Below are 24225 nucleotides of genomic sequence, written 5' to 3'. Positions count from 1 at the left end.
CTCAGCCCTCCTTGCAATGAGAGCAGTGACAATGACCCACTACACGAAAAAACGCATTGAGACCGTATCAAACAGTTTCAGAAAAAATGCCCTGAGCGTTGCTATATCAGCCCTGAGTACGACCCTTGCCGGGGTTCGTGATGGCCTGAAAGGTGGGGTGTATGTCACTTTAATTGCAGGGCAAGTAGTAGCGCCGGTTGCGTGGGCGGCAAATCTGCCAGAGCTGGCAGGATCTCAGACCTCAGTTACGATTGAAAATGGTGCTTCTATTGATGGAATCGCTACAGGTAAATCGGATGTTTACACAGTGACGGGCGCCCGTGTTCTAGCTAACTGGACTAGCTTTGATATTGCTGAAGGGTATGGTATTGAGTTTCTTCAAGGTGACCCTAGCAATATTTTGGTTAACCAGATTACTGGATCGGCAAGTGAGATTGCTGGGCTGTTGAAAGCAAACGGTAATATTATCCTTGTCAATCCGAATGGTATGACAATTGCGGGTACAGCGATAATTGATGTTAATAGTTTAGTGGTATCAGGGATGGGGTTATCTGGTGGCGTTGATGCTGGTAACCAGGATTTCTTTCAAGGTAATGATGAGGCTGAAAACTACAACAATCTTTTGCTTGTAAAGACTGATGCTAATGGAAAAATTACCATTAAAAGTGGCGTTGACTTTACCAGCGATGCTGAGGGTGTAGCGCACACTAGGAATAATAATTTTATTGCTGTTGGTGCGGAAGTTGATAACGCCGCCAATATCACTGTCGGAAATCTCCTTGGTCTCGGAGCAGGCGGTGCTGGTTATATAAGCTTTAATCAAGATGGACTGGTTGGTTTTGAGATTACAGCTGATGTAACAGACGCCGTAGGTACAAATGCTATTAGTAGTATAGGAGAATTGAGTGCTCAACAGGTGTTTTTGACTGCACGAGATGCGTCCGATTTATATAATAGCGCGATTAACCTCGAAGGTACTGCGAAAGCCGCGTCGATTAATATTGATGGTGACACCATCAGATTAGGTGGTGAAGTAGATCTGAGCAATGGTACTGACACTCTTAATATTCATAATAATAGCGCTGCTACAGAACTAACGATTGGTAATAGTGCATCAATCGACTTTGGTACTGACGGTAAGGCTACGGCTGTCGCGAGCAAAGTTACTATCGAGACTGGTAACGCTACGTTAAATAATGCTCAGCTGACTGGAACTGACAATGAGATAACGCTCGGTACTACAGACTTTTCTGTTACTAGTGTTAACAACCTCAATCTCGCGGATGGTGCTCTTGAGGGGTCCGAGGGCGCAGATACCTTCGATATGACAGGCGCCAGCCTGACTGCCAATGGCATAGCTGTATCAGGCGTACAGAACAACCAGGTAAATGCTAACGGCGGTGCAGATGTCTTCACTGGTGCTGCGAATGGCTGGTCATTAACAGGTACCGCGAACGAGCTGACCGACAGCATTGATGAAACCTACACCTTCACAGGAGTCACGGCTGCGAACCTGTCAGGTCAGGCGCTGACAGGTTCCGCAGGTGCAGATACCTTCGATATGACAGGCGCCAGCCTGACTGCCAATGGCATAGCTGTATCAGCCGTGCAGAATAACCAGGTAGATGCTAACGGCGGTGCAGATGTCTTCACTGGTGCAGCGAATGGCTGGTCATTAACCGAAAACTCGAATGAGCTGACCGACAGTATTGATGAAACCTACACCTTCACAGGAGTCACGGACGCGAACCTGTCAGGTCAGGCGCTGACAGGTTCCGCAGGTGTAGATACCTTCGATATGACAGGCGCCAGCCTGACTGCCAATGGCATAGTTGTATCAGGCGTACAGAACAACCAGGTAAATGCTAATGGCGGTGCAGATGTCTTCACTGGTGCTGCGAATGGCTGGTCATTAACAGGTACCGCGAACGAGCTGACCGATAGCATTGATCAAACATACACCTTCACTGGTGTCACGGATGCGAATATCTCAGGCCAGACACTGACTGGTACAGCGAATGCGGACACCTTCGATGTAACGGGTACAAATGAGCTGACTGTTTCAAACATCGACTTCACTAGCATTGCAGCAGTCAATGCTGGCGATGGTGTTGACCAGGTGAATACCGATGGTGCCGATGTGTCTCTGTTCGCAGAGTTGGGAAATGCGGTTGATTACGCACTCGAAACTCTGGGCATCACTTTCCGCGAGACAGAAAATGCGGACCTGAATGGTGGCACACTCGCGGGCAGTTCAGAAGCGGATAGTTTCGAAGTCACAGGCACGGCTCTGACCGCTAACGAAATTAATATTACTAACGCAGCCTCAGCAATTAATGCAGGCAGCGGTGATGACGCAATCATTGTTAACGATGCGAACTCAACACTCACTGGTACAGACAACGCGCTGAACACAGCAAATTATCAGTTCACCTCTATAGAAAGTGCTGACCTCACAACTAACGATCTGACAGGTACTGCTGATGCCGATACGTTTGATGTGACGGGCGCTAATGCTCTGACTTCTGCGGATATCGATTTCACTAACGTTGCGTCTGTGAGTGCTGGTAATGGCTCTGACCAGGTCAATACCAACGGTGCGACTCTTGTCAGTGATACAGGCGCGGCTGTTGATAACGCCCTGACGACTCAACAGATCGCATTTACCTCGGTAGAGACCCTCGATCTGGCGAACGGCACATTGGCAGGCAGTGATGCTGCGGACACCTTCGAAGCAACCGGTTCTGCTCTTACTGCTAACGCGATTAACGTAACTAACGCAGCGTCTGCCATTAATGCAGGCGATGGCGCTGATGTTCTGACTGTAAATGATGCCAACTCAACTTTAACTGGCACAGACAATGAACTCGACACTGCTAACTATGAGTTCACCTCAGTTGAAACCGCTGACCTCGCGAGTAACGCTCTGACGGGCACGGCGAATGCAGATACCTTCGACGTAACGGGTGCTAACGCGCTGACGTCTGCTGGCATCGACTTCACTAACGTTGAAGTCGTCAATGCAGATGATGGTGCTGACCAGATAAATACCGGTGGTGCCGACGCATCTCTGTTCGCAGAGTTGGGTAGTGCAGTGGATTACGCGCTTGAGACTCTGGGCATCACTTTCCGTGAGACAGAAAATGCAGATCTGAATGGCGGCATCCTTGCGGGCAGCACTGAAGCAGACAGCTTTGAAGTCACAGGCGCAACTCTGACCGCTAACGCAATTACTGTTACGAATGCAGCGTCAGCCATTGATGCAGGCACTGGTAATGATGCTGTGACTGTTAACGATACCAACTCAACGTTGACTGGCACTGACAACGCGCTGAACACAGCAAATTATCAGTTCACTTCAATTGATAGTGCTGACCTCACTGATAGCGCTCTGACCGGTACTTCTGGTGCAGATACGTTTGATGTGACGGGCGCTAATGCTCTGACTTCTGCGGATATCGATTTCACTAACGTTGCGTCTGTGAGTGCTGGTAATGGCTCTGACCAGGTCAATACCAACGGTGCGACTCTTGTCAGTGATACAGGCGCGGCTGTTGATAACGCCCTGACGACTCAGCAGATTGCATTTACTTCGGTAGAAAATCTGGATCTGGCCAATGGCACACTGGCAGGTAGTGAAGCGGCTGATAGCTTTGAAGTAAACGGCGCTGCTCTGACGGCTAACGCCATTTCTGTCACCAATGCAGCGTCTGGCATTAATGCAGGCGATGGTGTTGATGTTCTGACCGTTAACGATACTAATTCAACATTAACGGGTACGGACAATGAGCTCGATACCGCCAACTACGCGTTCTCGTCGGTTGAAACGGTAGACCTGGCTGATAATGCACTGACTGGTACGGCGAATGCGGATACCTTCGATGTAACGGGTGCTAACGCGCTGACGTCTGCAGGCATTAACTTCAGTAACGTTGCAGCAGTCAACGCGGATGATGGTGTTGATCAGGTGAACACCGATGGTGCCGATGCGTCTCTGTTCGCAGAGTTGGGTAATGCGGTTGATTACGCGCTCGAAACTCTGGGCATCACTTTCCGTGAAACAGAAAACGCAGACCTTAATGGGGGCACACTCGCCGGCAGCGCTGAAGCAGATAGTTTCGCAGTAACAGGCACAACACTGACCGCTAACGAAATTAGTGTTACTAATGCTGCGTCAGCAATCGACGCTGGTACTGGTGATGATGCCGTGACTGTTAACGATACCAACTCAACATTAACGGGTACGGACAATGAGCTCGATACCGCCAACTACGCGTTTTCGTCGGTTGAAACGGTAGACCTCGCTGATAATGCACTGACTGGTACGGCGAATGCGGACACCTTCGATGTTACGGGTGCTAACACGCTGACGTCTGCTGGAATCGATTTCAGTAACGTTGAAGTCGTCAATGCTGATGGCGGAACTGATCAGGTAAACACCGATGGTGCGGACGCATCTCTGTTCGCAGAGTTGGGTAGTGCTGTTGATTACGCGCTTGAGACTCTGGGCATCACTTTCCGTGAGACCGAAAATGCAGATCTGAATGGCGGCATCCTTGCGGGCAGCACTGAAGCAGACAGCTTTGAAGTCACAGGCGCAACTCTGACCGCTAACGCAATTACTGTTACGAATGCAGCGTCAGCCATTGATGCAGGCACTGGTAATGATGCAGTCACTGTTAACGATGCCAACTCAACACTCACTGGCACTGACAACGCGCTGGATACAGCAAATTATCAGTTCACCTCTATTGATAGTGCTGACCTCACTGATAGCGTTCTGACAGGTACCTCTGGTGCCGATACCTTCGACGTGACTGGTGCAAATGCTTTGACCTCTGCGGACATCGATTTTACTAATGTTTTATCTGTGGATGCTGGCAATGGCGCTGACCAGGTCAACACCAACGGTGCGACACTGACGAGTGAAACAGGCATTGCAGTTGATAATGCTCTGATGACCCAACAGATTGCATTTAGCTCGGTAGAGAATCTCGATCTGGCCAATGGCACACTGGCAGGTAGTGATGCGGCTGATAGCTTTGAAGTAAACGGCGCTGCTCTGACGGCTAACGCTATTTCTGTCACCAGTGCAGCGTCTGGCATTAATGCAGGCGATGGTGCGGATGTTCTGACTGTTAACGATACTAACTCAACATTAACGGGTACGGACAATGAGCTCGATACCGCCAACTACGCGTTCTCGTCGGTTGAAACGGTAGACCTCGCTGATAATGCACTGACTGGTACGGCGAATGCGGACACCTTCGATGTTACGGGGGCTAACGCGCTGACGTCTGCAGGCATTAACTTCAGTAACGTTGAAGTCGTCAATGCAGATGATGGTGCTGACCAGGTGAACACCGATGGTGCCGATGCGTCTCTGTTCGCAGAGCTAGGAAATGCGGTTGATTACGCGCTCGAAACTCTGGGCATCACTTTCCGTGAAACAGAGAACGCAGATCTGAATGGCGGCACACTCGCCGGCAGCTCTGAAGCAGATAGCTTCGCAGTAACAGGCACAACACTGACCGCTAACGAAATTAGTGTTACTAATGCAGCGTCAGCAATCGACGCTGGTACTGGTGATGATGCTGTGACGGTTAACGATACGAACTCAACGTTAACTGGTGCAGACAACGCGCTTAATACGGCAAATTATCAGTTCACCTCAATTGATAGTGCTGACCTCACTGATAGCGTTCTGACAGGTACCTCTGGTGCAGATACGTTTGATGTGACGGGCGCTAATGCTCTGACTTCTGCGGATATCGATTTCACTAATGTTGCTTCTGTTGATGGCGGCGACGGCGATGATCAACTGAATACTAGCGCCGCCGTGCTTGTAGTGGGCACTAACGAAGCGTTGACCTCAAGCAATATCAGTTTTACGGATATTGAATCTGCGGATCTTAGTGATGGCATACTAACAGGCACTTCTAATGTCGATACGTTCGACGTAACGGGTGCTAACGCACTGACGTCTGCAGGCATTAACTTCAGTAGCGTTGCAGCAGTCAATGCGGATGATGGTGCTGACCAGGTGAATACCGAGGGTGCCGATGCGTCTCTGTTTGCAGAGGTAGGAAATGCGATTGATTACGCACTCGAAACTCTGGGCATCATTTTCCGTGAAACAGAGAATGCAGATCTGAATGGCGGCACACTCGCCGGCAGCTCTGAAGCAGATAGTTTCGCAGTAACAGGCACAACACTGACCGCTAACGAAATTAGTGTTACTAATGCTGCGTCAGCAATCGATGCAGGCACTGGTAATGATGCTGTGACTGTTAACGATACGAACTCAACGTTAACTGGTGCAGACAACGCGCTGGATACCGCAAATTATCAGTTCACCTCTATTGATAGTGCTGACCTCACTGACAGCGTTCTGACAGGTACCTCTGGTGCCGATACGTTTGATGTGACTGGCGCTAATGAGCTGACCTCTGCGGGTATCGATTTCACTAATGTTGCTTCGGTGGATGCCAAAGAAGGTAATGACCAGGTTAATACCGACGGTGCGACATTGACGAGTGAAACAGGCATTGCTGTTGATAACGCCCTGACGACTCAGCAGATTGCATTTACTTCGGTAGAAAATCTGGATCTTGCGGGGGGTACGCTGACAGGTAGTGAAGCGGCTGACACCTTCGCAGTAACCGGTTCTGCTCTGACTGCTAATGCCATTGCTGTTACCAATGCAGCGTCTGGTATTAATGCAGGCGATGGTGTTGATGTTCTGACCGTTAACGATACTAACTCAACATTAACGGGTACGGACAATGAGCTCGATACCGCCAACTACGCGTTCTCGTCGGTTGAAACGGTAGACCTCGTTGATAATGCACTGACCGGTACGGCGAATGCGGATACCTTCGATATCACGGGTTCAAAAGCACTGACGTCTGCAGGTATCAACTTTACTAATGTCACCTCGGTGGATGCCAAAGAAGGTAATGACCAGGTTAATACCAACGCAGCGGCTTTGGTCAGCGATACAGGCGCGGCTGTTGATAACGCCCTGACGACTCAGCAGATTGCATTTACTTCGGTAGAAAATCTGGATCTTGCGGGCGGTACGCTGACAGGCAGTGATGCGGCCGATAGCTTTGGAGTAAACGGCGCTGCTCTGACTGCTAATGCCATTTCTATCACCAAGGCAGCGTCTGCCATTAATGCAGGTAACGGTTACGACTCAGTAACGGTTAACGACACTAACTCTGCGTTAACCGGCACTGACAATGAGTTGAATACAGCGAACTATCAGTTCACTTCAATTGAGGCCGCTGACTTGCAGGGCAATGATCTAACGAGTACCACTGGCGTTGTCAATTTAAATGTTACGGGTGAAAACGCACTGACGTCAGCAGGCATCGACTTTACCAACGTAGAGGCCGTAAACGATGCAGGCGAAAGTGAAACAATAACCACCAATGGTGCTGACGCCTCTCTGTTCGCTGAACTGGGCAGCGCGGTTGACAATGCTCTTGAGACATTGGGAATTGTATTTCGGGGTGTTCTAGAAGCCGATCTCGGTGGTGGTACACTGACGGGCAGCACTGAAGCAGACAGCTTTGAAGTGACTGGCACTACACTGACTGCAAACGGTATTGTCGTGACAAATGCTGCGTCAGCAATCGATGCAGGCACTGGTAATGATGCCGTGACTGTTAACGATACCAACTCAACGTTGACTGGCACTGACAACGCGCTGAACACAGCAAATTATCAGTTCACTTCAATTGATAGTGCTGACCTCACAACTAACGCTCTGACCGGTACTTCTGGTGCAGATACCTTCGACGTAACGGGTGATAACGCGCTGACCTCTGCGGGTATCGACTTCACTCATGTTGCTTCAGTGGATGCCAAAGAAGGTAATGACCAGGTCAATACCAACGGTGCGACTCTTGTCAGTGATACAGGCGCGGCTGTTGATAACGCCCTGACGACCCAACAGATTGCATTTACTTCGGTAGAGAATCTCGATCTGGCGAACGGCACACTGGCAGGTAGTGATGCGGCTGATAGCTTTGAAGTAAACGGCGCTGCTCTGACGGCTAACGCTATTTCTGTCACCAGTGCAGCGTCTGGCATTAATGCAGGCGATGGTGCGGATGTTCTGACTGTTAACGATACTAACTCAACATTAACGGGTACGGACAATGAGCTCGATACCGCCAACTACGCGTTCTCGTCGGTTGAAACGGTAGACCTCGCTGATAATACACTGACCGGTACGGCGAATACGGACACCTTCGATGTAACGGGTACAAATGAGCTGACAGTTTCAAGCATCGACTTCACTAGCGTTGCGGCAGTCAATGCCGGCGATGGTGCTGACCAGGTGAATACCGATGGTGCCGATGCGTCTCTGTTCGCAGAGTTGGGAAATGCGGTTGATTACGCACTTGAAACTCTGGGCATCACTTTCCGCGAGACAGAGAATGCAGACCTGAATGGCGGCACACTCGCCGGCAGCTCTGAAGCGGATAGCTTTGAAGTCACAGGCGCTGCTCTGACCGCTAACGCAATTAATGTTACGAATGCAGCAACTGCAATTAATGCTGGCAACGGTGATGACTCAGTCATTGTTAACGATGCCAACTCAACACTCACTGGTTCTGACAACGCGCTGAACACAGCAAATTATCAGTTCACCTCAATTGATAGTGCCGACCTGGCTGATAATGCACTGACCGGTACGGCGAATGCCGATACCTTCGACGTCACGGGTGCTAACGCACTGACGTCTGCGGATATCGATTTTACTAATGTTGCTTCGGTGGATGCCAACGACGGTGATGACCAGGTCAATACCAACGGCGCAACGCTGACGAGTGAAACAGGCACTGCAGTTGATAACGCCCTGACGACTCAGCAGATTGCATTTACTTCGGTAGAAAATCTGGATCTGGCGAACGGTACGCTGGCAGGCAGTGATGCGGCTGACACCTTCGCAGTAACCGGTTCTGCTTTGACTGCTAATGCTATCTCTGTCACCAATGCAGCGTCTGGCATTAATGCAGGCGATGGTGTTGATGTTCTGACCGTTAGCGATACTAACTCAACGTTAACTGGCGCAGACAACGCGCTGGACACTGCGAACTATCAGTTCACTTCGGTTGAAACGGTAGACCTCGCTAATAATGCACTGACTGGTACGGCGAATGCGGATACCTTCGATGTAACGGGTGCTAACGCGCTGACGTCTGCAGGCATTAACTTCAGTAACGTTGCAGCAGTCAACGCGGATGATGGTGCTGACCAGGTGAACACCGATGGTGCCGATGCGTCTCTGTTCGCAGAGTTGGGTAGTGCAGTGGATTACGCGCTCGAAACTCTGGGTATCACCTTCCGTGAGACAGAAAATGCAGATCTGAATGGGGGCACCCTTGCGGGCAGCACTGAAGCAGACAGCTTTGAAGTCACAGGCTCAACTCTGACCGCTAACGAAATTAGTGTTACTAATGCAGCGTCAGCAATCGACGCTGGTACTGGCGATGATGCTGTGACGGTTAACGATACGAACTCAACGTTGACTGGCACTGACAACGCGCTTAATACGGCAAATTATCAGTTCACCTCAATTGATAGTGCTGACCTCACTGATAGCGCTCTGACAGGTACCTCTGGTGCAGATACGTTTGATGTGACTGGCGCTAATGAGCTGACCTCTGCGGATATCGATTTCACTAATGTTGCTTCCGTTAATGCCAGCGACGGAGATGACCAGGTCAATACCAATGGCGCAACGCTGACGAGTGAAACAGGCACTGCAGTGGAAAACGCCCTGACGACTCAACAGATCGCATTTGTTTCGGTAGAAAATCTGGATCTGGCAAACGGCACACTGGCGGGCAGTGATGCGGCTGACACCTTCGAAGTAGCCGGTTCTGCTCTGACGGCCAACGCCATCTCTGTGACCAATGCAGCCTCTGGCATTAATGCTGGCAACGGTGATGACTCAGTCACAGTTAACGATGCGAATTCAACACTCACTGGTACTGACAATGAACTCGATACCGCTAACTACGAGTTCTCATCGGTTGAAACGGTAGACCTGGCGGATAATGCACTGAGCGGTACGGCGAATGCAGATAGCTTCGACGTAACGGGTGTTAACGCGCTGACCTCTGCAGGGATTAACTTCAATAATGTTGTAGTCGTCAACGCAGGCGATGGTGCTGACCAGGTAAATACCGGTGGTGCCGACGCGTCTCTGTTCGCAGAGCTAGGAAATGTGGTTGATTACGCACTCGAGACTCTGGGCATCACCTTCCGTGAGACAGAGAATGCAAACCTGAATGGCGGCACACTTGTGGGTAGCTCTGAAGCAGATAGTTTCGAAGTTACAGGCACAGCCCTGACCGCTAACGAAATTAATATTACTAACGCAGCCTCAGCAATTAATGCTGGCAACGGTAATGACTCAGTCATTGTTAACGATGCGAACTCAACGCTCACTGGCACTGACAACGCACTGAACACAGCGAATTATCAGTTCACCTCTATTGAAAATGCTGACCTGACAACAAACGCTCTGACTGGTACTTCTGGTGTCGATACGTTTGATGTTACTGGTGCTAATGCGCTGACTTCTGCTGGGATCGACTTCTCTAACGTTGAAGTCGTCAATGCAGGTGACGATGCTGACCAGGTGAATACCGATGGTGCCGATGCGTCTCTGTTTGCAGAGTTAGGGAATGCGGTTGATTACGCACTCGAAACTCTGGGTATCACCTTCCGTGAAACAGAAAATCTGGACCTGAATGGCGGCACGCTTGCGGGTAGCTCAGAAGCAGACAGCTTTGAAGTCACAGGCACAACTCTGACCGCCAACGAAATTAGTGTTACTAATGCTGCGTCTGCCATAAATGCAGGTAACGGTGATGACTCAGTCACTGTTAACGATGCCAACTCAACACTCACTGGTTCTGACAACGCGCTGAACACAGCAAATTATCAGTTCACCTCAATTGATAGTGCCGACCTGGCTGATAATGCACTGACCGGTACGGCGAATGCGGATACCTTCGACGTCACGGGTGCTAACGCACTGACGTCTGCGGATATCGATTTCACTAATGTTGCTTCGGTGGATGCCAACGACGGTGATGACCAGGTCAATACCAATGGCGCAACGCTGACGAGTGAAACAGGCAATGCAGTTGATAATGCTCTTACGACTCAGCAGATTGCATTTACTTCGGTAGAAAATCTGGATCTGGCGAGCGGCGCACTGACAGGCAGCGACGCAGCTGACACCTTCGCAGTAACAGGCACAACACTGACCGCTAACGAAATTAGTGTTACTAATGCTGCGTCAGCCATTGATGCTGGCAACGGTGATGACTCAGTCATTGTTAACGATGCCAACTCAACGTTAACTGGCGCAGACAACGCGTTGGACACTGCGAACTACCAGTTCACTTCGGTTGAAACAGCTGACCTCGCCGGTAATGCTCTTACGGGTACGGCAGGTGATGATATTTTTGATGTCTCAGCGCCTAACGCTCTGACCTCTGCGGATATCGATTTCACTAACGTTGCCTCTGTCGACGCCGGCAATGGGGATGACCAGGTTAATACAAATGCTGCGACTCTAGTCAGTGAGACCAATGTTGCGGGGACTGTCGCCGTTAATAATGCCCTGACGACTCAACAGATCGCCTTTACCTCGGTAGAGAACCTTGATCTGGCCAATGGTGCACTGGCAGGCAGTGATGCTGCAGATAGCTTTGAAGTCGCAGGGGCTGCTCTGACGGCCAACGCCATCTCTGTGACCAATGCAGCGTCTGCCATTAACGCAGGCGACGGTGCCGATACTCTGACTGTAAATGATGCCAGCTCAACATTGACGGGTACCGATAATGAACTCGATACCGCTAACTACGAGTTCTCATCGGTTGAAACAGTAAACCTTGCAGACAATGCTCTGACCGGTACTTCAGGGGCGGATACCTTCGATGTAACGGGTGCTAACGCGCTGACCTCTGCAGGAATTAACTTCAGTAACGTTGCAGCAGTCAATGCGGATGATGGTGCTGACCAGGTGAATACCGAGGGTGCCGATGCGTCTCTGTTTGCAGAGGTAGGAAATGCGATTGATTACGCGCTCGAAACTCTGGGCATCATTTTCCGCGAGACAGAGAATGCAGACCTGAATGGCGGCACACTCGCCGGCAGCTCTGAAGCGGATAGCTTTGAAGTCACAGGCGCTGCTCTGACCGCTAACGCAATTACTGTTACGAATGCAGCGTCAGCAATCGATGCTGGTACTGGTGATGATGCTGTGACGGTTAACGATACGAACGCAACGTTAACTGGTGCAGACAATGCATTGAACACAGCGAATTATCAGTTCACCTCGATTGAGACGGCAGACCTGCAGAGCAATGTGCTGACGGGCACCGCTGGCGCAGATACCTTCGATGTGACTGGTGCTAATGCTCTGATCTCTGCGGATATCGACTTCACTAATGTTGCATCTGTGGATGCCGGTATTGGCGATGACCAGGTCAATACCAATGGCGCGACACTGACGAGTGAAACAGGCATTGCAGTTGATAACGCTCTGACGACTCAACAGATCGCATTTACCTCGGTAGAGAACCTCGATCTGGCGAACGGTACGCTGACAGGCAGTGATGCGGCGGATAGCTTTGAAGTCACTGGAGCAACGCTGAGTGCAAATGCGATTAACGTGACGAATGCTGCATCAGCAATCAATGCTGGTAACGGCACCGACGCACTGACAGTTAACGATGCCAACTCAACGTTAACCGGTGCAGATAATGCGCTGGATACTGCGAGCTATGAGTTCACATCTGTCGAAACGGCTGACCTGCAAGGTAATGCCCTGACCGGTACTTCAGGTGCAGATACCTTCGATGTGACGGGTAGCAATGCGCTGACCTCTGCTGGCATTAATTTCACCGATCTCGCATCTGTCGATGCTGCGGGTGGAAATGACCAGGTGAATACTGATGGTGCTACTTTGGTGAGCGACACAGGTACCGCGAGCGATAACGCTCTGGAGACTCAGGGTATCGCATTCACGAATGTGGACTCTGTAGATCTTGCTAATGGTGCTCTGACGGCTACTGATGCAGCAGAGACCTTCAACACCGGTGCAACGTCTGGTCAGGTCGAAGTGAATGATATGACGATTACTTCGGTAGCAACCATTGATGCTGGTGACGGTAATGACTCTCTGGTCGCTGCCAATGATGCTGTGGTTGCCCTGAATGGCACTGAGCTTGGCTTGATCGCATCTGACATCGTGTTCAGCAACCTCGAAGCTGCAGGCCTGTCTTCAGGAACATTGAATGGCACCGCAGCCAACGATGAGTTTGCGCTGGTCGGTGCGAATCAGTTCTTCAGCAATGGCATCCTGTTCAGTGATGTCGCGAATGTTGATGGCGGTACAGGCACGGACAGCATCACTACATCTGCGGCAACCTCGGCCGAGCTGACGGTTACCGATAATGCACTGGTGGCACAGTCTATCCGCTTCGACGCGATTGAATCTGCCGATCTGTCTGGCGGTACATTAAATGATGTTGCTGCTCAGACTGAGATTTTCACGCTGGGTGACGAATCTGCTTCTGTAAGCACTAAAGAGATTCTGTTCACATCAGTGAGTCAGGTTTCTGCGGGTACCGATGATCAGATTCAGGGGTCTACTGGCGATGATACCTTCACGATCCGCAGTGATGAGCAGGTTGCGGCTAATGACATCCTGTTCGATGGCCCGCTGACTCTGCTGGGGTCTGACGGCGACGACACCCTGGTTAATGAAATTGACGGTGTACGCTGGCTGATTAATGCGGTTGGCAACGGTATTAACCAGGTGGGCAAATTCACTTTCAGTCAGTTTGAATCACTGTTTAATAATGTGGGTGCGCTTGATCTGGCGACCTCAATGCAGGCCGACTTTAACGGTGAGAGTGTTTCCTTTGGTGATAACACCATGACGCTGAATTTTGATGGCTCTGAAAATGTAGAGTTACTGTCCACGTACGGTTCGGGCGTTTCTGTTCAGGCAGAGGGTGACCCTATTGCGATCACAGGTTCTGTGACGGCAGATGAACTTCTGATTCTGAGCTACGGTGATATCGAACTTCGTACTGACATTAACCTGATCTCTATTCAGACGCTGAACGGCCAGTCTATTGATGTCACTATGATTCAGAATGGTGACCTCGTGATTCGCAGTATCGATATTGAGGGTGGCACACTGGTACTGGATAGCCTGGTAGCAGGCACGGGTAGCCTGACCTCTGAAACGATTAACACGACCGATGTGTCGGCATTGAATGCTTATATCGGTACGGGTGAATCGGGTGTCGACGGCGCCGGTGAGTGGGCAAGTATCGGTGAAACCAATAACCAGCTTACATTTGAAGTCGCGCTCAGACTCGACCTTGAGGCAATTACGTTCGTAAGTCCGTTCTTCCCGAACGGTGCGCCTCTGGTGTACAACACTGAAGGTACAGAGACTGACTCTCTGATCAGCTCGCAATCACCAGCACTGGTTATTGTTGATAGCGTTGGTGATGTCTCTCAGCTGAACCCTGCGGTCTTCGAGGCACTGTCTCCGTTCATTGCTGATGCTAACGCGGTAGCAGGCTCAAGCGGATACTACGCTAGCAGCGATGTACCTTCGACGCTGGATACTGAATTGCTGGCGTCGCTGTTGGCTTCGTATGAACCAACTGCATCGGGTTCACCGGAAGGTTATCAGGTCGGTGATGAGGAAGAAGACGAAGACGCTCAGGCGTCGGGCTCTGATATTAACACCGATCAGGAAATCCGTATTGCTTATTCGGATACCGGAGAGGTACTGGGTGTGGTTCAGAACTATGTCTTCAAGGCGGGTGACTCGCTGTGGAAACTTTCTGAACGCTTCCTCGGAACCGGTTACGCATGGAACTCAATCATGGAGCAGAACCCAGAGATTGAAAGCCCATCGAGCATCAAGAACGGTACTGTGATCCGGGTTATCAAGTCGGTCAGCGATGAGGTTGCTCAAGCCATTCAGAATGCCCTGGACTCTGGCCTGGGTGTGAAGAAGGGCAACACAGTGACCTTCCCGGTCGATGCAAGATCACAGCTTAATATGTGACTCTGTATCGCCTGATCAGTCTGCTGCAGATTGTTTGCGGCAGACTGATCAGGCAGTAAAAGGCAGGCAATAAAAAGCCCCGCTCTTTATGGAGCGGGGCTTTTTTATTGGAGGTGTATCGTGACTGAAAATGGTTTAATCGATTTCTAGTACACCGTCCATTTCTACGCCAACCGCTTTGGGTAATTCTTTAACGCCAATGGCTGCACGTGCAGGGTAAGGCTGCTCAAAGTACTCGGCCATGATGGCGTTAACGGTGGCGAAGTTGCTCAGGTCAGTGAGGAAAATATTCAGCTTGGCGATCTGCTGCAGTGAGCCGCCGGCCGCTTCGCAAACGGCCCTCAGGTTTTTAAACACCTGATGAATCTGAGCTTCAATACCGCCTTCAACGATTTCCATGGTTTCTGGGACCAGAGCAATCTGACCAGACAAATAGACCGTGCTGCCTACTTTAACGGCCTGAGAGTAAGTACCGATGGCTTGAGGTGCTTTGTCGGTAGAAATAATTTCGCGACTCATGGGAATCCTTTGTACAGGTTAGAGTTGGGTTACTGATTAGCTTTAGGATATTTAATACGGACGATTTTTGACACACCCCGAATCGTTCTCAGGCGGCGTATCGTACGTGCGAGGTGTTTACGCCCCTGAACACTCAGCGACAGGTAGGTAACGCTGAGGCGGGCATCCTGCTCTTCAACGCTGATTTTCTCAATGTTGGCTTCTGCCTGATTTACTGCCGCGGCAACATCGACAATGATACCCCGGCGGTTTTCCATATAGACTTTGAGGTCCACCGTAAATTCGCTGCTGATCTCTTTATCCCAGCTCAGGAATACACACTTCTCCGGGTTGTCGCGGTATTCTTCGACGTTGCGGCAGTTTTCGGTGTGAATAACCAGGCCTCGACCGGAGCTGACATGCCCCAAAATCGGGTCTCCCGGAATCGGGCTGCAGCATTTGGCGAAGCTGACGACCAGACCTTCGGTGCCTTTAATCGCCAGGCGAGAGTTGTCCTGAATCGAATTCAGATCAATATCGGTATCGCGATTGGCAACGAGTAGGCGGCGAGCCATCAGTGGTGCCATGCGGTTGCCTGCACCAATATCTTCAAAGAGATCTTCGAGGGTCTCTTTTTCAGTCTCTTTCAGAACCAGTTCGACATGCGCTGCGTCGATATCTTCCATGGTCTTACCCAGCGCGCTGAGCGCTTTATTGAGCAGGCGCTTACCAAGCTCAACAGATTCAGAGCGGCGCTGAGTTTTCAGATAGTTGCGGATATTCGAGCGGGCTTTACCGGTAACAACAAAATTGAGCCATGCCGGATTGGGCTGCGCGTTCGGCGCTGTGACCACCTGAATGGTCTGGCCGTTCTGTAGGCGGGCACTCAAAGGCGCCAGCTGCTTGTCGATACGACAGGCAATACAGTGATTGCCGACATCAGTATGTACCGCATAAGCAAAATCGACTGCGGTAGAGCCTGCGGGCAATTCCATAATTTTGCCTTTCGGCGTAAACACGTAAATCTCTTCGGGAAAGAGGTCGACTTTAACGTGTTCAACAAATTCGATTGGCGAACCCGCATTTTTTTGCAGTTCGAGCAGGCTCTGAACCCACTGGCGTGCACGCTGCGTGCCGCTGGTCTGGTCGCTTTCACTCTTATAGAGCCAGTGCGCCGCAATACCATGGTTCGCCATGGCCTCCATGTCTTCGGTGCGGATCTGGATCTCGATGGGCACGCCGTTCTGACCGATCAGTGTGGTATGCAGAGACTGATAACCGTTGGTCTTCGGAATAGCGATGTAATCTTTAAATCGCCCTGGCACAGGCTTATAAAGACCGTGCATGGCACCAAGAATGCGATAACAGTCGTCGACTGAATCGGTGACGATACGGAATCCGTAGACATCCATGATGTCGCTGAGTGATTTCCGCTGGTCGCGCATCTTGCTGTAGATGCTGTACAGGTGCTTCTCGCGGCCAAACACCCGTGCAGACACACCGCACTCGCTCAGACGGTTACGAATGCTGGCGGTAATATTCTCTACCACCTCAACGCGATGACCGCGAGCGGCTTTCACCGCTTTGCGGATCATCTCTGAACGCATGGGGTAGATGGCTTCGAAACACAGCTCTTCCATCTCAACCCGTACGCTGTTCAGACCAAGTCGGTTGGCGATTGGGGAGTAGATATCGAGTGTTTCGCGGGCAATGCGGCGGCGCTTTTCAGGCTTGAGAGATCCCAGTGTCCGAAGGTTGTGCAGTCGGTCGGCGAGCTTAACCAGAATAACGCGGATGTCTTTGGCCATCGCCATCGCCATCTTCTGGAAGTTTTCAGCCTGTTGTTCTTCTTTGCTTTCGAAGTGAATGTGCGTGAGTTTAGACACACCATCCACAAGGTCCGTGACCACGTCCCCGAACTGAGCAGCGAGCGCCGCTTTGGGTACGCCGGTATCTTCAATAACGTCGTGCAGCATCGCAGCCATCAGGCTCTGATGGTCGAGGTGCATTTCAGTGAGAATATTGGCGACTGCCAGAGGATGAACAATGTAGGGCTCGCCGCTGCGGCGGCGTTGCCCTTCATGTGCCTGTTCCGCGTAAAAGTAGGCACGACATACCTGCTTGATCTGACTATGGCTCAGATACTGGGTAAGTCGCTCAGATAACGCATCAATCGTAGGCACTATATGCTCTGTAAGAAAGGTCTATCAGAATTCCTGATGACGGGTCTGTGCTTCAAACTCAGCGTTTGCACGAGCCGCTTCTTCCTGTGCTGCCATAGTCGCAGGAGTCACGAGGTCGTCAGCAATTTCACGCAGAGCCAGTACAGTAGGCTTGTCGTTTTCTTCGGCAACCATAGGTTCCGCGCCATCAACTTGCATCTGGCGGGCACGCTTGGCAGCCAGCATGACGAGTTCAAAGCGGTTATCAACGTTTGTCAGGCAATCTTCAACGGTTACGCGAGCCATGGTTTTTCCTGTAAGCGAATTAAATTCAGTGGAACCTTCTATTGTATTCGATTCCAGCGATAAAGGAAGAGGTCAGACAAAAGTCTCAGTCATTACCCAGCAGATCTTTGAGAGTCTGGGCATGTCTGGCCTGCTGAGCCTCGAGGCGGTGACGGCGCGCGATGATGATGGCGCGCAGTTCCTCAAGGGTGTTGTTGAAATCATCATTGATGATCAGATAGTCGTATTCGCCGTAATGGCTCATCTCGCTGCGGGCATCGCGCATACGGCGCTGGATGGTTTCGTCGCTGTCCTGGCCACGATTCTGCAGGCGCTGCTCCAGCGCCTCAATGGAGGGTGGGGCAATAAACACTGAGATCGCCTCTGGCATCAGACGGCGCACCTGTTCGGCACCCTGCCAGTCGATCTCCAGAATGACATCACGGCCCGCTTCAAGCTCTGACTCGACCCAACGCTGAGACGTACCGTAGTAGTTGTCGAATACCTGAGCGTGCTCGAGGAAGGCACTCTCTCCGATCAGTTGCTGAAAATCTTCTTTACTGACGAAGTGATAGTCCTTGCCATCGACCTCTCCCGGACGGGGGGCGCGGGTGGTATGCGACACAGAGACGCCTATGTATCCCGTACTGTCGAGCAGGGCCTTTACCAGGCTGGTTTTACCTGCGCCCGAAGGGGCGGAGAAGATAAACAGGGTTCCGGTAAATGATTTAGCCATGCTGATCCAGTCGTTTAAGTGTTTGGCCTAACAGTATACCTCAGGCTGTCCATGCGTACATGCCGGAAGCCTTGCCGAGAATCTTAGTCGCGATATGTTCGTCAGCAGGGCGACCGGCAATGCCGTAGCAGACATGCAGGGGCAGCAAATGCTCTTCGCGTGGATGGCAGTAGCGGGCACTCGGTGCCTCAGCCCAATGCTGAAGGCGTTGCCGTCTGTCGTCTTCTGTCAGCGCTGTACTCATGCAGGTTTCTTCCAACCACCCCTGAAATGCCGCGTTAGCCGCGTGCATGTCGTCGCTCTCGGGAATAAAAAAGGCGCGCATATTATGGAAAGAAAAGCCGGAACCTATGATGAGCAGATCATCGTAATCCAGCCCCTGCAATGCTTCACCGATGCGCAGGTGTTCATCCGGATCGAGACCTTTCACCAGTGATAATTGTATGGCTGGAATATCGGCCTCCGGATACATCAGCATCAGCGGAATATACAGGCCGTGGTCGTATGGGCGGTCCGGGCTGCTTTCAGCATGAATACCAGCACTTTGCAGGGCAGAAACTACCTTTTCTGCCAGAGCAGGTTCTCCCGGAGAGGGGTATTGAAGTTGGTAAGCTTCATCCGGAAAACCACCATAGTCATACATCATGCCCGGCTGACTGGCTGAGGTCACCGTAGGGTGACTGGCTTCCCAGTGCGCACTGATTACCAGGATCGCCTTGGGCCGGGGCAATTCTTTAGCCAGCTGCTTTAAATTGCTTACCATTTCCGCATGGCCGGGGTCACCAAGAACGGGTAGAGGGCCGCCGCCGTGGGAAATAAAAATGGTATTTAAAGTACTCATAACACCTCTTTTCTCAGATCGGGATTAAGCTGGTTTTTAATTTTGTTCAGGCGAACGAGGCCTGAGTTTTCTGCTGGCGTAGCTTTTCAGAAATCAGCTCGTCAACTGACAGGCTGCCCGCACCCTGAACCACCAGAGCAATACTGACGACGAAGAGTGTAAGAGCATATTCGTAACCGTTATTCGCCATGAAGAGTCCGTTACTGATGTGCACGCTGAAGATGGCAATCAGCATAGTAAAAGCGGTCAGCAGTGCCGCAGGGCGTGTCAGCACACCCACTACCAGAGCGAGGCCGCCGAAGAATTCTGCGCTACCGGCAAGGAATGCCATTAGTACGCCGGGCTCAAGACCAATACTGGCCATCCACTGACCGGTGCCTTCCAGTCCGTAGCCACCAAACCAGCCGAACAGTTTTTGTGAGCCGTGCGCTGCCAGAATAAGGCCAACCGGGATACGAAGGATAAAAGGAGCGAAGCCGGCATTGGATTCGAAGATTTTTTGAATGTTCATAGTAAGTCTCCTATGGAGTTTTGCTTAAGTGATGTGTGTACTTTACTGCTTGTTTCTTTGTTGATTAATGGGGTTTTGGTTGTCTTATTATCAATGATTCGTTGATAATAATTGGGCTGCATTAACTGTGTCGGAGAGGTCTGGATCGCATATGGATCGAATAGAAGCGATGCGCACGCTGGTCAGCGTGGTGCATGAGGGTAGCTTTACCCGGGCTGCGGAGCGTCTGGCGATGTCGCCGCAGCTAGTCAGTAAATACGTTGCGCAATTGGAAGAGCACCTTGGCGTGCGGCTTCTTAACCGCACCACGCGGCGTATTCACCTGACCGAGGCGGGAGAACGCTACGTCCAGCAGGCCCAGCAGATTCTGTCGGATATTGACGATATGGAGAGTCAGGCTGGTGACCTTCAGGCTCAGGCACGGGGCCTGCTGAGAATTGCAGCCCCCGTGTCGTTCGCGAGCCTGCACCTGGCCGAGCCGCTGGTGTTGTTCCAACGGGAGAACCCGGAAGTGGCTATCGATCTTCAGTTAAACGACCGTAAGGTGGACATCATCGACGAAGGCTTTGATGTTGCCTTGCGTATCGGACACCTGAAAGACTCGTCCCTGGTGGCTCGGAAACTCACAGAGATCCGTCTGGCATACTGCGCATCACCTGAGTATCTGAAAAAATACGGCGAGCCGACATCGGTAGCAGAGTTGCCCCAACATTGTTTTCTTCATTACAGCTATGTAGAAGATGAGCAGTTGCGCCAGGCCGGGATTCAGCGTGGTAATCAGTTCAGCTGTAATAACGGTGAAGTTCTGAACAATGCCGCAATTGTGGGCGCGGGCATTGTGATGCAGCCGACTTTTATCTCAGGGGCTGCACTGGCTGATGGACGCCTGGTGGAAATACTCAAACAAGAAGCACCGGAGCCCATTGCCCTGTACGCTGTGTATGCACACCGCACTTTGTTATCCAGCAAAGTGCGGGCATTTATCGATTCCCTGAGTGATTACTTTTCGGGTGTGCCTTCCTGGGATAAATCGTAAAAAGCAGTTAAAACCCGACAGTAATTACTCAATATTCTGAACCTGTTCACGCATCTGCTCGATCAACACTTTAAGGTCAACTGCAATGCGTGTCAGTTCGGTGCGCATTGCCTTAGATGAAAGCGTATTCGCCTCACGATTTAACTCCTGCATCATAAAGTCCAGACGTCGGCCAATGGGCTCTTCACGTTGCAGAATATTGAGAACTTCATCGATATGGGTGCGCAGCCGATCGGTTTCTTCTGCAATGTCGGCTTTTTGTGCGAGTAACACCATTTCCTGCTCGAGGCGTTCGGTATCCGGATTTTCGATCAACTCATTGAGTTTGCTCAACAGGTGAGTGCGTTGAGCGGCAAGGGCTTCAGGTATAATTTTATCAGCTTGCTCAGAAAGATTACGTGCTGCGTCACAGCGTTGTTGTATCAGTTCTTTGAGGGAATCACCTTCACGCTTACGCGCAATAATTAACGACTCGAGACATTCGTCGAATGAACCTAACGCGTTTTTCTGAAGCGCTTTGATATCAGTTGTTGTGCTTTCTAATACGCCTGGCCACTGCAGAATTTTCAGCGCATCTAACGCATTTCCCGGGCCGATCACTTCATGAACTTTATCCGCTGCATCATTCAGTGAAGCAACGAGGTCCTGATTAACCTGTAAGTTCTGCTGTTTCTGGGATGGCTGAAAGCGCAGGAATACTTCAACTTTACCGCGGTTTAATCTGGACTTAATGCACTCACGAAGAGCTGGTTCCATATCGCGAAATTCATCAGGCAGACGAAAATGAAGCTCCAGATAGCGACTGTTTACTGAGCGGATTTCCCAGGTGATCCGGCCAGAATCTGTGTCTACGTTACTTCTGGAAAACGCTGTCATGCTAAGGGCCATACAAACCTCGATACGGATGGTCAGGCCGTTAGTTTAGTAGTTCACTGCCAAATACACGAGGGGATGGTGCCTGGTCTGCTCGAGTAAAAAAACTAAAGCGTACAAAACGAATGCACATAAAAAAGGGGGCCGAAGCCCCCGAGTGTGGAGTGGGGCTTCCCTGGCCCCGAGGTGCTGGGCTTCGCCCAATTCAGTCTGTGCACAACAGACGAATGCTGCATAAGCCGTCAAATAATGGCTCAAGACCTGCGTCTGAAAGTGCATCAATAAGTTCACCGCCCACCTGTAATAATCCGAGATCGAGATTCGGATCGGTCAGTGCGCCAGCTTTCAGCAAATCTTCTGAAATCACAGTCAGAGAGAGCAATTTACCTGCTTCAACCGTAGCCAGTGACGTCTTGAGAACTTCAACATCAACTAACCGGGTAATATCCTCCTGATTGGTCAGTGAACCCAGAACAGGTAGCTGACCGATTTGATCCAGCAGGTCAACGAGCGGCTCTTCGAGTGCTTCTGGCAGAGGCAGGCCACTGTCATCCAGAACTTGAATATCAACCAGTCCCCCTTCGCTGAAGACAAGCTCACCAATCGTCAGGAAGGACTGAGCCAGTGCCGCCGGGTCGCCGTTAGTCAGTGCGTCGGCAAAAGCTTGCTGAACGCCTTCGCTGAAGCTACCGAAGCCTATGTTTACTGACAGAGTACATGCTGCTTCTGTACCTGTAGCGTTGCCCTTTGGATCACAAACAGCGATCAGTACTGAGCTGAATTCGGTCAGTCGTTCTGGCGTCAGCTCGCCATCTACCAATAATGGGAAGATCTCCAGAATAACGAGGTCGTAGTCACCCGAATTAAAGGCTTCGAGCAGATCGAAGTTCTGAGGGTCATCTGCAAACTGGGTAAGCAGATCCTGTAGCTGCGCCAATATCGACGGGTCGAGGAGGTCCGCAAAGTTGTCGAGGTCGCCAAGATCTTCTTCAGACAAACCAGTCAGGGCGAGCAGTTCTTCTGAGCCTGCAGCAATCAATGCAGCCAGGGTTAATGGCAGCTCGAACAGAGCCTGAGGATCGGTTGGCACACCGCCGTCTCCTCCTTCATTGCCGCCCTCATCACCGGGCTCTTCTGTACCATTTTCAACAATAGTAAGAAGGTTTCCGGCCAGATCTTCGAGTGCAGCTTGCAGGTCAGCTAATGGATTGTCGCCAGATCCACCCCCGAGTATTCCTTCAATAACCGCAGTCAGGCTCTCAGTACGGAAGATATTTGTGCTGATTACTGCGAGTGGATTACCGCTAAGATCTTCAATATTGGTATTAATTTCCAACAGGTAAAAGCTTTCACCATTCAGCGGTTCACTCGGAGTAAAGAGGACGCGGCTCCCATCGAATGAGAACTCACCTTCAATTTTTCCGCTACCTGGAATTGGCGAACCTTCACTGTCGACAGGAATAACATAAATGCTGTCGAAGTTTACGGTGCTACTGTCGAGAGGCTCTGAGAAATCAATAACCAGGGTAATATCGACAGGTAATAATCCCATTAAATCTGGTGTGGAAACTAATACTTCAGGGGACGTTGTATCCTCATCTTCCTGCCCACCGGTAGTGAAGTCAGAGGATGCATCTGTCCCTAGCGCGATATTTTCACTGCACGCTGCTGAGATGCCCGCACCGATATTTACGGTGTAAAGAGTATCCTCTTCCAGGCCGGTGACAGGATTGATGAGCAATGCGTTGCCGTTGACAGACAGGCTGGCATCAATCGAGCCTGCGCTGCCACCAGAGAGGAAAGCAGACGTTGCATCAACAGAGTCTTCGTCCAGGTCCGTGTTAAAGGTCACCCGGATACTCGTTGCGATAGAAACATTTTCAGCTGCATTGGCCGGGATGAATTCTGTAACCGCGAACTGGCTCTCCCCTGAGCACACTGGATCTACAGTACCAGGTGCGCCGTTGTCATCACCGTTGCCTACGGCTCCGTCGGTCTGGTCTGAACCCACCGGATCGGTAATGGCGGATTCGTTACTTCCCAGTCGGCCTTCCGAATCTGAACCGTTGCCGCCACACGCGGTCAGAACGACTGCAGCCAGCAAGGTTAGTGAGGTTTTAAAATCAGGCTTTTTCATAAGTATCTCCGGT

At 50.9% G+C, this 24225-nt stretch carries 10 protein-coding genes; 2 read left to right on the top strand and 8 right to left on the bottom strand.

Features of this window, described 5'->3' with window-relative positions; genetic code table 11:
- The first annotated feature begins 31 nt into the window (after positions 1 to 31).
- On the top strand, positions 32 to 15133 hold the full coding sequence (locus BW941_RS13540) for a filamentous hemagglutinin N-terminal domain-containing protein (protein WP_076516910.1): 15102 nt from the start codon (positions 32 to 34) through the stop codon (positions 15131 to 15133).
- A gap of 135 nt (positions 15134 to 15268) precedes the next feature.
- On the opposite strand, the gene BW941_RS13535 is transcribed toward BW941_RS13540, so the two are convergent.
- The 6 genes from BW941_RS13535 to BW941_RS13510 form a co-directional block, all read right to left on the bottom strand.
- A complete protein-coding gene (locus BW941_RS13535; protein ID WP_076516908.1) occupies positions 15269 to 15652 on the bottom strand; it encodes a RidA family protein in 384 nt (127 codons plus the stop codon).
- A 29-nt stretch (positions 15653 to 15681) separates the two neighbouring features.
- Complete coding sequence (gene spoT / locus BW941_RS13530) at positions 15682 to 17814, bottom strand: bifunctional GTP diphosphokinase/guanosine-3',5'-bis pyrophosphate 3'-pyrophosphohydrolase (protein ID WP_068436675.1); 2133 nt, start codon at positions 17812 to 17814, stop codon at positions 15682 to 15684.
- 24 nt (positions 17815 to 17838) lie between these two features.
- Positions 17839 to 18099 (bottom strand): DNA-directed RNA polymerase subunit omega, encoded by a 261-nt coding sequence (gene rpoZ, locus BW941_RS13525; RefSeq protein ID WP_068436292.1) that lies wholly within the window; start codon positions 18097 to 18099, stop codon positions 17839 to 17841.
- Between the two features lie 85 nt (positions 18100 to 18184).
- Complete coding sequence (gmk, locus tag BW941_RS13520; RefSeq protein ID WP_068436678.1) at positions 18185 to 18814, bottom strand: guanylate kinase; 630 nt, start codon at positions 18812 to 18814, stop codon at positions 18185 to 18187.
- Positions 18815 to 18854: 40 nt separating this feature from the next.
- Entirely contained in the window at positions 18855 to 19655 is an 801-nt protein-coding gene (locus BW941_RS13515; RefSeq protein ID WP_076516905.1) for a DODA-type extradiol aromatic ring-opening family dioxygenase, read from the bottom strand.
- A 46-nt stretch (positions 19656 to 19701) separates the two neighbouring features.
- Positions 19702 to 20166, bottom strand: a complete 465-nt coding sequence (locus BW941_RS13510) for a DoxX family protein (RefSeq protein WP_076516903.1) — start codon at positions 20164 to 20166, stop codon at positions 19702 to 19704.
- 151 nt (positions 20167 to 20317) lie between these two features.
- Between BW941_RS13510 and BW941_RS13505 the strand changes: the two genes are divergently transcribed.
- A complete protein-coding gene (locus BW941_RS13505; protein ID WP_076516901.1) occupies positions 20318 to 21202 on the top strand; it encodes a LysR family transcriptional regulator in 885 nt (294 codons plus the stop codon).
- 24 nt (positions 21203 to 21226) lie between these two features.
- Here the strand turns inward: BW941_RS13505 and BW941_RS13500 are convergent, their stop codons facing one another.
- Positions 21227 to 22090: a YicC/YloC family endoribonuclease gene (locus BW941_RS13500; protein ID WP_084188970.1), complete on the bottom strand. Its 864-nt coding sequence runs from the start codon at positions 22088 to 22090 to the stop codon at positions 21227 to 21229.
- Positions 22091 to 22280: 190 nt separating this feature from the next.
- Entirely contained in the window at positions 22281 to 24212 is a 1932-nt protein-coding gene (locus BW941_RS13495) for an Ig-like domain-containing domain (RefSeq protein ID WP_076516897.1), read from the bottom strand.
- Positions 24213 to 24225: the final 13 nt, after the last annotated feature.

Origin of the sequence: Thalassolituus maritimus (assembly GCF_900156675.1) — a bacterium.
Taxonomy (GTDB): Bacteria; Pseudomonadota; Gammaproteobacteria; order Pseudomonadales; family Oceanobacteraceae; genus Thalassolituus; species Thalassolituus maritimus.
Note: the sequence above shows the minus strand (reverse complement) of the source record. Positions and strands in the feature narration are given on the sequence as shown.